Origin of the sequence: Pseudomonas silesiensis (assembly GCF_001661075.1) — a bacterium.
In the GTDB taxonomy this organism is placed as follows: domain Bacteria; phylum Pseudomonadota; class Gammaproteobacteria; order Pseudomonadales; family Pseudomonadaceae; genus Aquipseudomonas; species Aquipseudomonas silesiensis.
This window is the reverse complement of the sequence record NZ_CP014870.1, coordinates 308,128-325,558: the sequence shown is the minus strand read 5'-3', so window position 1 is coordinate 325,558 and position 17,431 is coordinate 308,128. Positions and strand designations below refer to the sequence as shown.

The 17,431-nt window shown below is 60.5% G+C and carries 13 protein-coding genes; 9 read left to right on the top strand and 4 right to left on the bottom strand.

Annotation, left to right across the window (positions count from 1 at the left end):
• Positions 1-130: 130 nt before the first annotated feature.
• A complete protein-coding gene (locus PMA3_RS01480; protein WP_420848678.1) occupies positions 131-2,575 on the top strand; it encodes a penicillin-binding protein 1A in 2,445 nt (814 codons plus the stop codon).
• A 182-nt stretch (positions 2,576-2,757) separates the two neighbouring features.
• Here PMA3_RS01480 and PMA3_RS01475 read toward each other — a convergent pair whose 3' ends face one another.
• From PMA3_RS01475 to rpmE, 4 genes are all read right to left on the bottom strand, one after another.
• Positions 2,758-3,705, bottom strand: coding sequence for an IS110 family RNA-guided transposase (locus PMA3_RS01475; protein ID WP_064680598.1), 948 nt, complete (start codon positions 3,703-3,705; stop codon positions 2,758-2,760).
• Positions 3,706-4,018: 313 nt separating this feature from the next.
• The gene (locus tag PMA3_RS01470) at positions 4,019-5,287 is read right to left on the bottom strand and encodes a malic enzyme-like NAD(P)-binding protein (protein ID WP_064675503.1); all 1,269 of its coding nucleotides are present in this window, start codon (positions 5,285-5,287) and stop codon (positions 4,019-4,021) included.
• A 183-nt stretch (positions 5,288-5,470) separates the two neighbouring features.
• A complete protein-coding gene (locus tag PMA3_RS01465; protein ID WP_064675502.1) occupies positions 5,471-6,271 on the bottom strand; it encodes a thermonuclease family protein in 801 nt (266 codons plus the stop codon).
• A gap of 14 nt (positions 6,272-6,285) precedes the next feature.
• Positions 6,286-6,522, bottom strand: a complete 237-nt coding sequence (gene rpmE / locus PMA3_RS01460) for a 50S ribosomal protein L31 (protein WP_064675501.1) — start codon at positions 6,520-6,522, stop codon at positions 6,286-6,288.
• A 287-nt stretch (positions 6,523-6,809) separates the two neighbouring features.
• On the opposite strand from rpmE, the gene PMA3_RS01455 reads away from it, so the two are divergent.
• The 8 genes from PMA3_RS01455 (at position 6,810) to phaZ (ending at position 17,372) form a co-directional block, all read left to right on the top strand.
• Positions 6,810-9,029, top strand: a complete 2,220-nt coding sequence (locus PMA3_RS01455) for a primosomal protein N' (protein WP_064675500.1) — start codon at positions 6,810-6,812, stop codon at positions 9,027-9,029.
• A 238-nt stretch (positions 9,030-9,267) separates the two neighbouring features.
• Entirely contained in the window at positions 9,268-11,004 is a 1,737-nt protein-coding gene (argS, locus tag PMA3_RS01450; RefSeq protein ID WP_064675499.1) for an arginine--tRNA ligase, read from the top strand.
• A gap of 1 nt (position 11,005) precedes the next feature.
• On the top strand, positions 11,006-11,713 hold the full coding sequence (locus PMA3_RS01445) for an SPOR domain-containing protein (protein ID WP_064675498.1): 708 nt from the start codon (positions 11,006-11,008) through the stop codon (positions 11,711-11,713).
• A gap of 255 nt (positions 11,714-11,968) precedes the next feature.
• Positions 11,969-12,499, top strand: a complete 531-nt coding sequence (hslV, locus tag PMA3_RS01440; protein ID WP_007948954.1) for an ATP-dependent protease subunit HslV — start codon at positions 11,969-11,971, stop codon at positions 12,497-12,499.
• Positions 12,500-12,554: 55 nt separating this feature from the next.
• Positions 12,555-13,892: an ATP-dependent protease ATPase subunit HslU gene (hslU, locus tag PMA3_RS01435; RefSeq protein ID WP_064675497.1), complete on the top strand. Its 1,338-nt coding sequence runs from the start codon at positions 12,555-12,557 to the stop codon at positions 13,890-13,892.
• A gap of 165 nt (positions 13,893-14,057) precedes the next feature.
• The gene (locus tag PMA3_RS01430) at positions 14,058-14,435 is read left to right on the top strand and encodes a gamma-butyrobetaine hydroxylase family protein (RefSeq protein ID WP_008025216.1); all 378 of its coding nucleotides are present in this window, start codon (positions 14,058-14,060) and stop codon (positions 14,433-14,435) included.
• A 254-nt stretch (positions 14,436-14,689) separates the two neighbouring features.
• Positions 14,690-16,369: a class II poly(R)-hydroxyalkanoic acid synthase gene (gene phaC, locus PMA3_RS01425; protein ID WP_064675496.1), complete on the top strand. Its 1,680-nt coding sequence runs from the start codon at positions 14,690-14,692 to the stop codon at positions 16,367-16,369.
• 148 nt (positions 16,370-16,517) lie between these two features.
• Positions 16,518-17,372, top strand: a complete 855-nt coding sequence (phaZ, locus tag PMA3_RS01420; RefSeq protein WP_064675495.1) for a poly(3-hydroxyalkanoate) depolymerase — start codon at positions 16,518-16,520, stop codon at positions 17,370-17,372.
• The last annotated feature ends 59 nt before the right edge of the window (positions 17,373-17,431 follow it).

Sequence of the window (17,431 nt, the reverse complement as noted above, 5' to 3'; positions counted from 1 at the left end):
TGACGCCCGCGACGGAAAAATGCTTATAATGCCCAGCGATTTTTTTCCGCATTTACTTCAAGCGCGGGTTTCCCTGTTTACCTGAACCCTGAGCCTAATTCATTCTTTGCCTGGATATCCAAAAGCCTTGATTCGTCTGCTGAAATTTTTCGGGTGGTCCATCGTCGCGGTCTTCTGCGGACTGCTCCTTGGTCTGAGCGGCGCGTTTCTTTACCTTAGCCCCGGATTGCCATCCGTGGAGGCACTGAGAAGCATTCAGTTGCAGATCCCCTTGCGGGTGTATAGCAGCGACGACAAATTGATCGCGGAGTTTGGCGAAATGCGCCGCACTCCGATCCGTTTCGCCGACATCCCCCCCAATTTCATCAATGCCCTGCTCAGCGCCGAAGACGATAATTTCGCCAACCACTATGGCGTCGATCCCGGCAGCCTGATGCGCGCCGCCACTCAGCTGATCAAGAGCGGACACATCCAGTCCGGCGGCAGCACCATCACTATGCAGGTTGCGAAGAATTTTTTCCTTACCAGCGAACGCAGTTTCTCGCGCAAGACCACCGAAATCCTCCTGGCCCTGCAGATCGAACGACAACTGACCAAGGATGAAATCCTTGAGTTGTACGTGAACAAAATCTATCTGGGCAACCGCGCCTACGGCATCGAGGCCGCGGCGCAAGTCTATTACGGCAAGTCGATTCGAGACGTCAGCCTGGCGCAAATGGCGATGATCGCCGGCCTGCCCAAAGCGCCGTCGCGCTTCAACCCGTTGGCCAACCCTGCCCGAAGCAAGGAGCGTCGCGACTGGATCCTGGGGCGCATGTACAAGCTGGGCAAGATCACCGAGGCCGACTACACCGCTGCGATCAACGAGCCGCTCAACGCCAGTTATCACGTACCGACCCCGGAAGTGAACGCGCCGTACATCGCTGAAATGGCCCGCGCCGAAATGGTCGGGCGCTATGGCAGCGACGCGTATACCGAAGGCTTCCGCGTCACCACCACGGTGCCGAGCAACCTGCAGGAAATGGCCAACACCGCGGTCCACGAAGGCTTGATGACCTACGATCAGCGTCACGGCTATCGTGGCCCCGAATCACGCCTGCCGGGCAAGACCCGCGAGGCCTGGGCTACCGAACTGACCAAGCAGCGTACCATCAGCAGCCTCGAGCCGGCCATCGTCACCCAGGTCGACAAGACCGGCCTGCAGGTGCTGACCCGTACCGGGGAAGAACACGTCAGCTGGGACACCATGAAATGGGCGCGCCCGTTCCTGAACACCAACAGCATGGGCCCCAATCCCAAGCAACCTTCGGATGTGGCTCATGTCGGCGACCTGGTTCGCGTCCAGCGCCAGCCAGACAACTCGCTGAAGTTCAGCCAGATCCCGCAAGCCCAGGGCGCACTGGTGTCCCTCGACCCGCAGAACGGCGCCATTCGCTCGCTGGTCGGCGGCTTTGCGTTCGAGCAGAGCAACTACAACCGCGCGATGCAGGCCAAGCGCCAACCGGGCTCGAGTTTCAAGCCGTTCGTCTACAGCGCCGCGCTGGACAATGGCTACACCGCCGCCAGCCTGGTGAACGACGCCCCTATCGTGTTTGTCGACGAATACCTGGACAAGGTCTGGCGTCCGAAGAACGACACCAATACCTTTCTTGGGCCGATCCGCATGCGGGAGGCGCTCTACAAGTCGCGCAACCTGGTGTCGATCCGCCTGCTGCAAGCGCTGGGTGTAGATCGCACCATCGACTACATCAGCAAGTTCGGCTTCAACAAACAGGACCTGCCGCGCAACCTGTCCCTGGCCCTGGGCACCGCCACCCTGACGCCCATGGAAATCGCCACCGGCTGGAGCACCTTCGCCAACGGCGGCTACAAGATCACCCCGTACATCATCGAAAAGATCGAAAGCCGCAACGGCGATACGCTGTTCGTCGCCAACCCGCCAAGCGTTCCGAAAAGCGATGCAGTCAGCGATGGCATTGCGGCCCCGGTCCCGGCCGCCGACGCGTTCACCGTCAGCGCTACGCCAGGCGACACCCTGACTGCCCAGCCAGCGCCACCCGCACCGGCCGTGGCCGAACGCATCGTCGATGGCCGCACCACGTTCATCCTCAACAGCATGCTTGAGGACGTCATCAAGCGCGGCACCGGCCGCCGCGCCCTGTCATTGGGTCGCAGCGACATTGCGGGCAAGACCGGCACCACCAACGAATCCAAGGACGCCTGGTTCTCCGGCTACAACGCCGACTACGTGACTACCGTCTGGACCGGCTTCGACCAGCCTGAAAGCCTGGGTCGCCGGGAGTTCGGCGGCACCGTAGCACTGCCGATCTGGATGAGCTACATGGGCGCCGCGCTTAAAGACAAGCCGCCCCATACGCAACGAGAGCCGGAAGGCATCCTCAGCCTGCGAGTCGACCCGATCAGTGGCCGTGCAGCCTCCCCTGGCACGCCAGGGGCCTACTTCGAACTGTTCAAGGCCGAGGACACGCCACCGTCGGGTAACGAGCTGGGCAACGGCAATGCGCCGGGCAGCCCGCTGCCAGCGGATGAAGGGGCGCCGATCGATTTGTTCTGATCAGCGCAACATTAAAAAGCCCCGCCTTCGAGAGAAGCGCGGGGCTTTTTCTGCCTGTGGGCGTTGTGTTGTCTATGAGGGCCTCTTCGCGGGCAAGCCCGCTCCCACAGGGATCAGCGGCGTACACAAATTGTGCAGACATCGCCGGCCACTGTGGGAGATTCTATGGTTGAGGGGAAGCCTCAACCTGCTTTCGGTTGGTATTCGCTCTGCCCTTTCAGCAGGGCGAATACGATTCGAGCGAGTTTGCGAGCCAGTATCACCAGCGCTTGCGTGGTACTGAATCCTCGATCCCTTTGCTCCTGGTAAAACCCGTTCCAGGTTGACGTACGGCTGGCCGACATGGCCGCGTTGTGCAGAAGTCGGCGTGCCTCGGGATCTCCACGTTTGGTCAAGCTCCTTCGACCGTCTTTCTGTCCTGATTTCGAGACTCGCAAATCCATTCCTAGAAAAGCGATGAATGCGTCCGCGTTTCTGAAGTCGCCTCGTTGAAATGCCGCGATCAGGCGAGCGCCCGTCAGAAATCCGATCCCTTCAACTTTCATGCAGCGCTTTAACTGAGCGAGTAAGCCAGCCTCTTTCAAGTGATCATTGATCATCTTTTCAACCAGCACCTCAAGCTTCTGCATTGATGCTACTTGCGCGGCAAAGGCTGTTTTGAGGAGCGGTTCATTCGACCAGCTTTGCACCAAGCCAACTCGGGCCTGAACCAATGCAGAACGACGGCGAAAAAGACTCAAAAGCCTGCGATACAGGGGGGAAGGCGGGATCCATGGATGCAACTCTTCGTGTTCGTTCTTCAGGTAGCGAGCGAGCAATTTGGCATCCAGCGCATCGGTCTTCGCACGAATTTTCACGCCTTTGCGGTAATGGCTCAGCTCATAGCCATCCACCATGTAGATCGTGCAGCCGGCCTCATGGGCCAGATCGGCAAACTCTAAGTGATAGATATTGGTGGACTCAATGGCGACTTCGACAGCCCCTGGCAAGCCCTTCAGCCATTGCTTGATCGCCGTCTTGTTGTTGGGAATCGTCTCAAGCAGATCCAGCTCAGCTTGAAAGATCACCAACTCATTCTTGGCGACATCGACGCCAACGATTGGCATCAGGACAGAAACTGGCATTGCCATTGAAATTCCCCCGAGATATGGTTTTGAACACTTGAAGGGCTCACCCAGGGGCGCAGGCTTGTTCCTATCGTCGGTCTTAGCCTGATGCATTCTTTATCGGCGCTTGAGTGAAAGGAGGAGGGGCGAAATCTCCCACGGATCTGTACTGCGTCAACAGTCAGAATCGGGCTTTGTCCCTTCTCCTCCCTTCAAGTCCTAGCATACAAGCGGGCTTGCCCGCGAAGGGGCCCTTGCGGACGACGCAAAAGCCGCAGATACAAAAAAGGCCCCGACTCATACGAATCGGGGCCTTTGGTTGAAGCGCTACAACGGCTTAGCCGTTGAACACATCATCCACGCTTTTCAGCGGGTAGTTCTTCGGATACGGCAGGGTCGCCACACCGGTCTCGATCGCAGCCTTGGCCACGGCATCGGAGATCAGGGTGATCAGACGGGCATCCATCGGTTTCGGGATGATGTACTCACGACCGAATTCCAGCTTGATGCCGCCATAGGCGTCGCACACTTCCTGGGGCACTGGCAGTTTGGCCAGTTCACGCAGGGCGTTGGCCGCAGCCACTTTCATTTCTTCGTTGATGCGCTTGGCACGAACGTCCAGGGCACCGCGGAAGATGAACGGGAAGCCCAGTACGTTGTTGACCTGGTTCGGGTAGTCCGAACGGCCGGTGGCCATGATCACGTCGTCGCGGGTGGCATGCGCCAGTTCCGGGGAGATTTCCGGATCCGGGTTCGAGCACGCGAACACGATCGGGTTGGCCGCCATGGATTTCAGGCCTTCTGCGCTCAGCAGGTTCGGACCGGACAGGCCAACGAACACGTCCGCGCCTTCCAGCGCGTCAGCCAGGGAGCGTTTCTCGGTCGCGTGAGCGAACACAGCCTTGTACTGGTTCAGGTCGTCACGGCCGGAGTGGATCACACCGGTACGGTCAACCATATAGATGTTTTCGATGTTGGCGCCCATGCTCACCAGCAATTTCATGCAGGAGATGGCGGCAGCACCGGCGCCCAGGCAGACGATCTTGGCGTCAGCCAGGGTTTTGCCAGCGATTTCCAGGGCGTTGATCATGCCGGCCGCGGTAACGATCGCGGTGCCGTGCTGGTCATCGTGGAACACCGGAATGTCGCACTGCTCGATCAGGGCACGTTCGATCTCAAAGCACTCAGGGGCCTTGATGTCTTCCAGGTTGATGCCACCGAAAGTGATGGAGATGCGCTTGACCGTGTCGATGAAGGCTTGCGGGCTTTCGGAGTCGACTTCGATGTCGAACACGTCAATACCGGCGAAGCGCTTGAACAGTACACCCTTGCCTTCCATGACTGGCTTGGAAGCCAATGGACCGAGGTTACCCAGGCCGAGAATCGCGGTGCCATCGGAAATCACTGCAACCAGGTTGCCTTTACCGGTGTACTTGTAGGCCAGCTCAGGATCGCGGGCGATTTCGCGTACTGGTTCGGCTACGCCGGGGCTGTAGGCCAGCGACAGGTCGCGGGCGGTAGCGGTGGCCTTGGTGAGCTCGACACTCAGCTTCCCTGGACGAGGATGGGCGTGATATTCGAGAGCGGCAGTTTTCAGATCAGACATGTGGGCATTCCGCTTTTTACTGTTGGACAGACGGACCGCCGAGGATACGCGTGTCGCAAAGTCCCCACAAGACTGACCGGTCACCCCTGTCAAGCGGCCTGCCCTACGACTTTGGGCCAAGAGCCACAGAACACAAGGGATAGACTGTTCACAATCGACATAAAAAATGTCTACAATTTTTTATCAGGGAGCCGCTTGCAGCATCGCCGGGTGGGTCAATGGCAATAACCAACGCGCCTGCCCGTCTTTCAGTCCGCCACGGCGCGAACGATCCACCACCCAACCACGCGCCTCGATCTGCTTGCCCTTCAGCCGCTCAAGCGCCGCGACGTCGAACTGCCCAAGCAAATTGGGCGCAACGCGCAATACAACTGAATCCTGCAACTCGATCCAAACCCCGCCGCGATTGCGCTGAACCTTGCTCACGCGACCACTGAGCACGGCAAAGCCGGATGTGGTTATCTGCTCCGCTTTCAGTACAGGTGATTGTCGCCACACACCCAGCCCGGCCTGACGGGCACTACGCTCCGCGGTTTGCTGACAGATGACCAGATCGACATTCGGCGCGACGGCCACCTGGAACCCCAGGCCTTCAGCGAGCATTTGCGCTTCGAGATTGGCGCCATCCGCGCCGTAGAGATGAGCCAGGGTACGGCCGTAGCTATCTTTGCTTTCTTTGCCGGGCAGCAAAGCGAGCTGTCCGTCGCTGGCCGCAACCAGCGCTTCCAGGCGCTTGCGTGCCGTCACGGCGAACGGCTCGTCGGCACGGCCTTTCTTGCCCAGTTCCGGGGTATTCAAACCGATCATGCGCACACTGCGGCCGTCGCTCAGGCGCAGCGTGTCGCCGTCCACCACCCGCTGCACCGCGACCGAGGCCAGGCCGTCCGGCGCAGGGCAGAAAGCGTGGACAGCAGAAAGCCAAAACGCAGACACAAAAAAGGCGCCCGCAAGGGACGCCTTTTTCATCAGCAAGGAAAAGCCCATCGGGCTTTTCTGCCTTACTCTGCAGCAGCAGGAGCAGGAGCTTTTTTGCCGAATTGACCGAAACGGTCTGCGAAGCGCTGTACACGGCCGCCAGTATCCAGAGTCTTCTGCTTACCGGTGTAGAACGGGTGGCACTCGTTGCATACGTCGATCGCCAGAGGCTTGGCCAGGTTCGAACGAGTTTCGAACTTGTTGCCACAGCTGCAGGTAACTGCGGTGATTTCGTATGTTGGATGGATATCGGCTTTCATGGTGAATTCCTCAGGCTAGCGTGCCGCCACTCAACACCATTGTTGAATACCGCACGTAATTAGGCCGCGGATTCTACCAGAGGTTTGAAATCACGCAAGCTGTCCCTTACACCGACCGTCTGCTAGGCTCCCGGTCCAAAGCACATTGCTCTGTAGGAGCGAGCTTGCTCGCGAAAAAGGTACAACCGACGCCACTCGGCGGCTGGAATACCTTCGCGAGCAAGCTCGCTCCTACAGGTATTGCGTCCAGCCTTGCATTTATTGCCCGCCCAAAGAGATCCCCCCGCGTGCCCGACGCCATATTGCGCCTCGCCCTGCCCTCGCCGCTGCGCCGCCTGTTCGATTACCGTGCCCCGGCCGGCATCCTGCGCGCCCAGTTGCATCCGGGCATGCGCCTGCGGGTCCCCTTCGGCCGACGGGAGATGATCGGGATCCTGGTGGAGGTCACCGACACCAGCGAAGTCCCGGCGGCAAAGCTCAAGCCGGCCCTGGCCCTGCTCGACGCCACGCCGCCCCTGCCGCCTGCTCTGTTCAAGCTGTGCCTGTGGACCTCCCAGTATTACCAACACAGCCTCGGCGATACCTTGAGCTGGGCGCTGCCGGTGTTGTTGCGCCAGGGCGAACTGGCCGAAGCGCGCCAGGAGCGCTTCTGGTCCGCTGCACCGGGCGCCAGGCTCGATGACCCGCGCATCGCCCGCGCCCCGCGTCAGCGTGAGGCCCTGGCGACCCTGGCCCAGCATCCCCACGGCGTCGCCCATCAATTGCTGAGCAAACTGATGCTGAGCAAGGACAGCCTCGACCTGTTGCTGGCCAAAGACCTGGTGCAGGTGGAGATCCGCCGGCACGCTCCCGGCGCGCGCCACGAACACTGGCTGGCGCAACCGGAGTTGCCGCTCAACCCCGAGCAGCGTGCGGCTTATGAAGCGATTCGCGCCGGTTTCGACAGTTATCACGCGTTTCTGCTGGCCGGGGTCACCGGCAGCGGCAAGACCGAAGTCTACCTGCAACTTATTCGCGAAACCCTCGAAGCGGGCAAGCAGGCACTGGTGCTGATCCCGGAGATCAACCTCGGCCCGCAGACCCTGGCGCGCTTCGAGCAACGCTTCAATGCACGCATCGCGCTGATCCACTCGGCGGTCAATGATCGTGAGCGCCTGGAGGCCTGGCTTGCCGCGCGGGACGGCGAGGCCGACATCATCATCGGCACCCGCTCGGCACTGTTCACCCCGATGAAGAACCCCGGCCTGATCATCATCGACGAAGAGCACGACGGCTCCTATAAACAGCAGGAAGGCCTGCGTTATCACGCTCGCGACCTGGCCTTGGTGCGTGCACGACAGGAAAACATTCCGATTGTCCTCGGCTCCGCCACGCCGTCACTGGAAAGCCTGCACAACGCCTACACCGGTCGGTACGGACTCCTGCGCCTGAATGAACGCGCCGGTGGCGCCAAGCAACCGCGTTTCCTGCGTCTTGACGTGAAAAGTCGTCCACTGGACAGCGGCATTTCCGGGCCGATGCAGCAGGCCATCGGCCAGACGCTGGCGGCGGGCCAGCAGGTGCTGGTGTTTCTCAACCGCCGCGGTTTTGCACCGACGCTGCTGTGTCACGACTGTGGCTGGATGTCCGAGTGCCAACGCTGTGATGCACGAATGACCGTGCACCAGCGCTCGGGCGAGCTGCGCTGCCACCATTGCGGGTACGTCGAACGCGTACCCCGGCATTGCCCCAAGTGCGGCAAAGTCGACCTGCGCCCGGTAGGTGCCGGCACCGAGCGCGCCGAGGAACGACTGGGGATTTTGTTCCCCGACGTCCCGGTGCTGCGGGTCGACCGCGACAGCACTTCACGCAAGGACGCGATGAACCAGCTGTTTGCCACCATCCAGAAAGGCCATCCCTGCATTCTGGTGGGCACGCAGATGCTTGCCAAAGGGCACCACTTTCCCCGGGTAACCCTGGTGTCGATACTCGATGCCGACGGCGGGCTGTTCTCCGGCGACTTCCGCGCCAGCGAACGCATGGCGCAGCTGATCGTCCAGGTGGCAGGCCGTGCGGGCCGGGCTGAAGAGCCGGGCAAGGTGATCATTCAAACCCACCTCGCAGACCATCCGCTGCTGGTGCAATTGACCGAACAGGGTTATTTCGCGTTTGCCGAACAGGCCTTGAGCGAACGTCGCGCGGCGGGATTGCCACCCTTTGCGCATTTGGCATTGCTGCGGGCCGAAGCGCACAAGCCCGGGCAGGCCGAAGGTTTTCTCGATGAGGCGTGCAGTGAGGCCGAGCGTTTGCTGGCAGAGCAGAACCTGACCGGCATCGAGCTGCTGGGGCCGGTGCCTGCTCCAATGGAACGGCGGGCCGGGCGTTATCGGGCGCAGTTGTTGTTGCAGGCTACGGCTCGGGCGCCGTTGCATCGGCTGTTAAGCAGCTGGCTGCTGGTGTTGGAGCAGATGCCGAGTGGGCGGGCGGTGCGTTGGTCCCTTGATGTCGATCCTGTGGATTTGTATTGATTTGGAGATCGCCTTCGCGAGCAAGCCCGCTCCCACAGGGGTATGTGCCTGACACATAACGCATGAACACCGTAGATCCAGTGTGGGAGCGGGCTTGCTCGCGAAGGGGCCCGAATAGTCACCACATATCCACATCCTGCCCGCTATAGTTGGCAAGCCCGCCTTCGCCACGGATAATGCCCAGTTTTTCCACCAGCGCATCGAAGCGCCGCCGCGCTTGCGGTCGAAAGAGAAGACCATGAAAGACACCATTCGCCAGCTGATCCAACAAGCCATCACCCAACTCGTCAACGAAGGTGTGTTGCCTGAAGGCCTGTCGCCGGCGATTCAGGTGGAAAACTCCCGCGACAAGACCCACGGCGATTTCGCCAGCAACATCGCGATGATGCTGGCCAAACCGGCCGGCATGAAGCCGCGCGACCTGGCAGAGAAAATCATCGCCGCGCTGCCGGCTGACGAAAACGTCTCCAAAACCGAAATCGCCGGCCCGGGCTTCCTCAATTTCTTCCAGAACACCCAAGCCCTGGCCACTCGCCTGGATGCCGCCCTGGCCGATGACAAGATCGGCGTGCGCAAGGCGGGTCCGGTGCAGCGCACCGTGGTCGACCTGTCGGCGCCGAACCTGGCCAAAGAGATGCACGTCGGCCACTTGCGCTCGACCATCATTGGCGACGGCGTGGCGCGGGTCCTGGAGTTTCTTGGCGATGAAGTGATCCGTCAGAACCACGTCGGCGACTGGGGCACCCAGTTCGGCATGCTGATGGCCTACCTGCAAGAAAACCCGATCACCAGCGACGAGCTGTCGGACCTGGAAAATTTCTACCGCGCGGCCAAGCAGCGTTTCGATGAATCCGAAGAATTCGCCGACCGCGCCCGTGGCCTGGTGGTCAAGCTGCAAGCTGGTGACCCGGACTGCCTGGCGCTGTGGACCAGGTTCAGGGACATCTCGCTGTCCCACTGCCAGAAAATCTACGAACTGCTGAACGTCAAACTGACCATGGCCGACGTGATGGGCGAAAGCGCCTACAACGACGACCTGATCAACGTGGTCAACGACCTCAAGGCCGCCGGCCTGCTGGTCGAGAGCAACGGCGCCCAGTGCGTGTTCCTCGATGAATTCAAGAACGCCGACGGCGACCCGCTGCCGGTGATCATCGTCAAGGCCGACGGCGGCTATCTGTATGCCACCACCGACTTGGCCGCCGTGCGTTACCGCAGTGGCAAGCTGAACGCTGATCGCGCGCTGTATTTCGTCGACCAGCGTCAGGCCCTGCACTTCCAGCAGGTGTTCGCAGTCGCCCGCAAGGCCGGCTTCGTGACCCATCCGATGGAAATGGAACACATGGGCTTCGGCACCATGAACGGCGCCGATGGCCGTCCGTTCAAGACCCGTGACGGCGGCACCGTGAAACTGATCGACCTGCTGACCGAAGCCCGGGAACGTGCCTACACCCTGGTGAAGGACAAAAACCCGGAGCTGGCCGAAGCCGAGTTGCGCAACATCGCCAAGGTCGTGGGCATCGGCGCCGTGAAGTACGCCGATCTGTCCAAGCATCGCACCAGCGACTACAGCTTCAACTTCGACCTGATGCTGAACTTCGAAGGCAACACCGCGCCGTACCTGTTGTATGCCTATACCCGTGTGGCCGGGGTGTTCCGCAAACTCGGCAAGGACTTCAGCGAAGTCGAAGGCCAGATCGTCCTTGAAGCGCCACACGAACACGAACTGGCAGCGAAACTGGCACAGTTCGGTGAAGTGTTGAATAACGTGTCTGACAAAGGTACGCCGCACATTCTGTGCACCTACCTGTACGATGTCGCCGGCCTGTTCTCCAGTTTCTACGAGAACTGCCCGATCCTCGGTGCCGACACCCCGGCGCAAATGCAGAGCCGCCTGCGCCTCGCCGCGCTGACCGGTCGCACTCTCAAGCAAGGCCTGGAACTCTTGGGTCTGGAAACTCTGGAGCGTATGTAAGTTGGCTGCCAAGAAAAAACCTGCACCCAAGCGTGGCGCCAGCCGTTACCAAGCCCCTGCAAAGCAACCGATCCCGGGTTGGCTGTGGATGGCCATCGGCCTGACGGTCGGCGCGTTCATCGTGTTCCTGATGAAGCTGGAACCGGGCAAGGGCAGCGAAAGCGTCAAGCGCGAGAAAATCGAGCAGCAGAAAGCCACCAGGATGGCCGAGGCCAACAAGACCCCCCCGAGCCCGACACAGCCGGCGAAGCCGAAATACGACTTCTATACCTTGCTGCCGGAATCGGAAGTGATCGTGCCGCCGGATGCCGTGCCGGAGAAAACCCTGCCGACGCCACAAGTGCCGGCCATCCCGACCACGCCGGTCACGCCGGAGCAAGCGGCGAAGATCGACACTGCGCGCGCTCAGGCCGCACTGGCCGGGATTACCCCACCGCCAGCGCCACCGGTGTCCAAAGCGGCGCCAGTGACCAAATTCTTCCTGCAGGCCGGTTCGTTCCGCAAGGAGGCTGATGCGGACAAGGTTCGGGCGCAGATCATCCTGCTCGGTCAGGCTGTGGCGGTTGAATCCGGCACCGTGAAGGATGAAACCTGGTATCGGGTATTGGTCGGACCGTTCAGCAACCGCGAACAGCTGACCACCGCCCAGAAACAACTGGCCGGCAGCGGTTTCAGCAATTTGTTGTTACAACAACGCCAGAGCCGCTGATTTCGCCAGTAGTGCCGCGTTATCGTTCTTCGCGGGCAAGCCTCGCTCCTACAGCAATTGTGCCGTTCACCGCATGTGTGAACGACGCTGCCCCGTAGGAGCGAGGCTTGCCCGCGAAGGCGGCCGAACAGCCAACACACCTTTTCCCGCCTGACACCACTCGTCCCTTCTCACGCCCCGCAGTTGAAATACGCATCACCACCCCCATATGAGTTGGCAGAAGGCATTTTCGCCCCGCTGCGTGGAGACTCTCCCTTGACCACCATCGTTTCAGTTCGCCGCCACGGCAAAGTCGTCATGGGCGGCGACGGCCAGGTTTCTCTGGGCAATACCGTGATGAAAGGCAACGCGAAGAAAGTTCGCCGCCTGTACCACGGCCAGGTGATCGCCGGTTTTGCCGGCGCCACCGCTGACGCCTTCACCCTGTTTGAGCGCTTCGAAGGCCAGCTCGAGAAACATCAGGGTCACCTGGTTCGCGCCGCCGTCGAACTCGCCAAAGAGTGGCGCACCGACCGCACCCTCAGCCGCCTCGAAGCCATGCTCGCGGTCGCCAACAAAGACGCATCCCTGATCATTACCGGCAACGGCGACGTGGTCGAACCCGAAGAAGGGTTGATCGCCATGGGCTCCGGGGGCGGTTATGCCCAGGCCGCCGCCAGCGCGCTGCTGAAGAAAACCGATCTGTCCGCCCGGGAAATCGTCGAAACCGCACTCGGCATTGCCGGCGACATCTGTGTATTCACCAACCACACCCAGACCATTGAGGAGCAGGACTGCGCCGAATAAGCCTGATCAGGCCTTTGTGCCACGGTTCATTCTTGCTTGAGGTCCGCCAAATACTATGTCCATGACTCCCCGTGAAATCGTCCACGAACTCAATCGCCATATCATCGGCCAGGACGATGCCAAGCGCGCCGTCGCCATCGCGCTGCGTAACCGCTGGCGCCGGATGCAGCTGCCTGAAGAGCTGCGCGTTGAAGTAACCCCCAAGAACATCCTGATGATCGGCCCGACCGGTGTCGGTAAAACCGAGATCGCCCGTCGCCTGGCCAAACTGGCCAACGCGCCGTTCATCAAAGTCGAAGCGACCAAGTTCACCGAAGTCGGTTACGTCGGTCGCGACGTGGAATCGATCATTCGCGACCTGGCCGACGCGGCCATCAAACTGCTGCGCGAACAGGAAATAACCAAGGTTCGCCATCGCGCCGAAGACGCTGCCGAAGAACGCATCCTCGACGCCCTGCTGCCACCGGCACGCATGGGTTTCAATGAAGACGCCGCGCCGTCGACCGATTCCAACACTCGCCAGTTGTTCCGCAAGCGCCTGCGCGAAGGTCAGCTGGACGACAAGGAAATCGAAATCGAAGTCGCCGACGTGGTCGGTGTCGATATCTCCGCGCCGCCAGGCATGGAAGAAATGACCAACCAGTTGCAGAGCCTGTTCGCCAACATGGGCAAGGGCAAACGCAAGAGCCGCAAGATCAAGGTCAAGGAAGCGCTGAAACTGGTGCGCGACGAAGAAGCCGGCCGCCTGGTCAACGAAGAAGAGTTGAAGGCCAAGGCGCTGGAAGCGGTCGAGCAGCACGGCATCGTATTCATCGACGAAATCGACAAGGTTGCCAAGCGCGGCAATTCCGGTGGCGTCGACGTGTCCCGGGAAGGCGTACAGCGCGACTTGTTGCCGCTGATCGAGGGCTGCACCGTCAACACCAAGCTGGGCATGGTCAAGACTGACCACATCCTGTTCATCGCCTCTGGTGCGTTCCACCTGAGCAAGCCGAGCGATCTGGTGCCGGAACTGCAAGGCCGCCTGCCGATTCGCGTCGAGCTCAAGGCGCTGACGCCGGAAGACTTCGAACGCATCCTCAGCGAGCCGCACGCATCGCTCACCGAGCAGTATTGCGCCCTGCTGAAAACCGAAGGCCTGGTCATCGAGTTCCAGCCGGACGGCATCAAGCGCATCGCCGAGATCGCCTGGCAGGTCAATGAGAAGACCGAGAACATTGGCGCCCGTCGCCTGCACACCCTGCTCGAGCGCCTGCTCGAAGAGGTGTCGTTCAGCGCCGGCGACCTGGCCAGCGCCCACGATGAGAAGGCGATCCTGATCGACGCCGACTACGTCAACAATCACCTGGGCGAATTGGCACAGAACGAAGACCTGTCCCGTTATATCCTGTAAGCCATACTTACTGTGGTAGTGGACCCTGTGGGAGCGGGCTTGCTCGCGAAAGCGGTATAACAGTCAACGATGATGTTGAATGTATTGGCCTCTTCGCGAGCAAGCCCGCTCCCACATTTGAACGGTGGTGTTCAATGGGTCGCCCACACAAATGGATTACTGGCCATGACCCAACTCCCCACCGACATCAAACTGCACAAAGCCTCGAAAACCCTGTCGCTGAAATACGCGTCCGGCGAGGAACATCACCTGCCCGCCGAATTCCTCCGCGTGCACTCCCCCTCCGCCGAGGTCCAGGGCCACGGCAAACCCATCCTGCAATTTGGCAAGATCGGCGTAGGCCTGACCAAGGTCGAACCGGCCGGCCAGTACGCACTGAAATTGACCTTCGACGACGGCCACGACAGCGGCCTGTTCACCTGGGAATATCTGTACCAGTTAGGCGTGCGCCAGGAAGATCTCTGGAACGATTATCTTGCCGAACTCAAGGCGGCTGGAAAAACCCGCGACCCGAACGAATCCGTCGTCAAGTTGATGCTCTAAATCGGGCCTCTTGCTCTTTAGAGGGCATTTTCTAATTTCATCTGTTTGAATGCTCGGCTTACAGGCCGACGATTGGCCTGCTTGCGAAAAAAATTAAACTCGGGTAACCAATGGAACTGGCAAGGTCCCTGCAGTGCTCGCTGAACTGAAAACCAGCGATCAGAATTCACGGTCACCCGAGCAGTAGTACCTGGCATTGGCTGTGAGACTGCGCAGCCGGCCCGGGTATTCGTCGGGACAATGGAGCGTCGTAGATGAGTAACAAGAATAACGATGACTTGAAGTATCAGGCCTCGGAAAACACCTTGGGGCTGAATCCTGTCGTTGGGTTGCGTGGCAAGGATCTACTGGCGTCTGCACGTATGGTGCTCAGGCAAGCCATCAAACAACCGATTCACAGTGCCAGGCATGTTGCCCATTTCGGTCGTGAACTCACGCACGTGCTGCTTGGCAAGTCCGGGTTGCAACCGGCAAGCGATGACCGTCGCTTCGCAGATCCGGCCTGGAGCCAGAACCCGCTCTACAAACGTTATTTGCAAACCTATCTGGCGTGGCGCAAGGAGCTCCACGACTGGATCGAACACAGCAATCTGTCGCCCAATGATGCCAGTCGCGGGCATTTCGTGATCAACCTCATGACCGAAGCCATGGCGCCGACCAACAGCGCGGCCAACCCGGCGGCGGTCAAACGCTTCTTCGAAACCGGCGGCAAAAGCCTGCTCGACGGCCTCTCGCATCTGGCCAAGGATCTGGTGCACAACGGCGGCATGCCGAGCCAGGTCAACATGGGCGCCTTTGAAGTCGGCAAAAGCCTGGGCGTGACCGAAGGCGCAGTCGTTTTCCGCAACGACGTGCTGGAGCTGATCCAGTACCGGCCGACCACCGAGCAGGTGTACGAGCGTCCCTTGCTGGTGGTACCGCCGCAGATCAACAAGTTCTACGTGTTCGACCTCAGTCCGGACAAGAGCCTGGCGCGCTTCTGCCTGCGCGGTAACGTGCAGACCTTTATCGTCAGCTGGCGCAACCCGACCAAGGAGCAGCGCGAGTGGGGGCTGTCGACCTACATCGAGGCGCTCAAGGAAGCGGTCGACGTGGTCACCGCGATCACGGGCAGCAAAGACGTGAACATGCTCGGCGCCTGCTCCGGCGGCATCACCTGCACCGCGCTGGTGGGCCACTATGCGGCGCTCGGCGAAAACAAGGTCAACGCTCTCACCCTGCTGGTCAGCGTGCTGGATACCACCCTGGACAGCGACGTGGCGCTGTTCGTCAATGAACAGACCCTCGAATCCGCCAAGCGCCACTCCTATCAGGCCGGGGTGCTGGAAGGCCGCGACATGGCGAAAGTCTTCGCCTGGATGCGCCCCAATGATCTGATCTGGAACTACTGGGTCAACAACTACCTGCTGGGCAACGAGCCACCGGTGTTCGACATCCTGTTCTGGAACAACGACACCACACGGTTGCCTGCGGCATTCCACGGCGACCTGATCGAATTGTTCAAAACCAACCCGTTGATCCGCGCCGATGCACTGGAAGTGTGCGGCACGCCGATCGATCTGAAGCAGGTCACTGTCGATATCTTTTCCCTGGCCGGGACCAACGACCACATTACGCCGTGGAAATCCTGCTACAAATCGGCGCAACTGTTCGGCGGCAAGGTGGAATTCGTGCTGTCCAGCAGTGGGCATATCCAGAGCATCCTGAATCCGCCGGGCAATCCGAAATCGCGCTACATGACCAGCACCGAGATGCCGGTCAAAGCCGAGGACTGGCAAGAAACCTCCACCAAACACACGGATTCCTGGTGGCTGTACTGGCAGGCCTGGCAGGCCGAGCGTTCGGGCAACCTGAAAAAGGCCCCGGCGAAACTGGGCAACAAGGCGTATCCGGCAGGCGAGGCGGCACCAGGCACTTACGTACACGAGCGGTAACCGACATACCCCACCCTATCTGTAGGAGCGAGGCTTGCCCGCGAATGAAGCGACTCGGTGTAACAGATACACCTCATCATCGTTCATCGCGGGCAAGCCTCGCTCCTACAGATGGCGCGGGGACGAATTCACCCACAGGGTTTGAAGCATGCCGCAACAGTTCATCTTTCGTACCGTCGACCTGGATGGCCAGACCCTCCGCACGGCAGTACGCCCCGGCAAGCCTCACTTGACGCCCTTGCTGATTTTCAACGGCATCGGCGCCAACCTGGAGCTGGTGTTTCCGTTCATCGCGGCGCTGGACCCGGACCTGGAAGTCATCGCCTTCGATGTACCCGGTGTCGGCGGCTCCTCGACACCAAACCGACCGTATCGTTTTCCGGGCCTGGCGAAACTCACGGCGCGGATGCTCGACTATCTCGACTATGGGCAAGTCAACGTGATCGGCGTGTCCTGGGGCGGGGCCCTCGCCCAACAGTTCGCCTACGACTATCCCGAGCGGTGCAAGAAACTCGTCCTGGCGGCGACGGCGGCTGGCGCGGTGATGGTGCCGGGCAAGCCCAAAGTGCTGTGGCTGATGGCCAGCCCTCGGCGCTATATCCAGCCGTCTCATGTCATCCGTATTGCGCCGATGATTTACGGCGGTGCGTTCCGGCGCGATCCAACCCTCGCCGCCAGCCACGCCGCCAAGGTGCGTTCCGCGGGCAAGCTCGGTTACTACTGGCAGTTGTTCGCCGGCGTCGGCTGGACCAGCATTCACTGGCTGCACAAGATCAATCAGCCAACCCTGGTGCTCGCCGGCGACGACGATCCGCTGATCCCGCTGATCAACATGCGCGTGCTGGCGTGGCGGATTCCCAATGCTCAGCTGCACATCATCGATGACGGGCACCTGTTCCTGATTACCCGGGCCGAAGCAGTGGCACCGATCATCATGAAATTTCTCCAGGAAGAACGACAGCGTGCGGTCATGCATCCGCACCCGGCGCCATTGGGCGGTTAACCGGCCCATTGTCGGTCGGCAGGACGCCGGCCCGCGCAACAACCCGTAACAGCGTCTAT

Excerpts from the sequence above, each read along its gene's own strand:
- PMA3_RS01475 (WP_064680598.1), bottom strand. The coding sequence starts at position 3,705 with ATGGCAATGCCAGTTTCTGTCCTGATGCCAATCGTTGGCGTCGATGTC.
- PMA3_RS01470 (WP_064675503.1), bottom strand. The coding sequence starts at position 5,287 with ATGTCTGATCTGAAAACTGCCGCTCTCGAATATCACGCCCATCCTCGT.
- PMA3_RS01465 (WP_064675502.1), bottom strand. The coding sequence starts at position 6,271 with ATGGGCTTTTCCTTGCTGATGAAAAAGGCGTCCCTTGCGGGCGCCTTT.
- rpmE (WP_064675501.1), bottom strand. The coding sequence starts at position 6,522 with ATGAAAGCCGATATCCATCCAACATACGAAATCACCGCAGTTACCTGC.
- argS (WP_064675499.1), top strand. The coding sequence starts at position 9,268 with ATGAAAGACACCATTCGCCAGCTGATCCAACAAGCCATCACCCAACTC.
- hslU (WP_064675497.1), top strand. The coding sequence starts at position 12,555 with ATGTCCATGACTCCCCGTGAAATCGTCCACGAACTCAATCGCCATATC.
- PMA3_RS01430 (WP_008025216.1), top strand. The coding sequence starts at position 14,058 with ATGACCCAACTCCCCACCGACATCAAACTGCACAAAGCCTCGAAAACC.
- phaC (WP_064675496.1), top strand. The coding sequence starts at position 14,690 with ATGAGTAACAAGAATAACGATGACTTGAAGTATCAGGCCTCGGAAAAC.
- phaZ (WP_064675495.1), top strand. The coding sequence starts at position 16,518 with ATGCCGCAACAGTTCATCTTTCGTACCGTCGACCTGGATGGCCAGACC.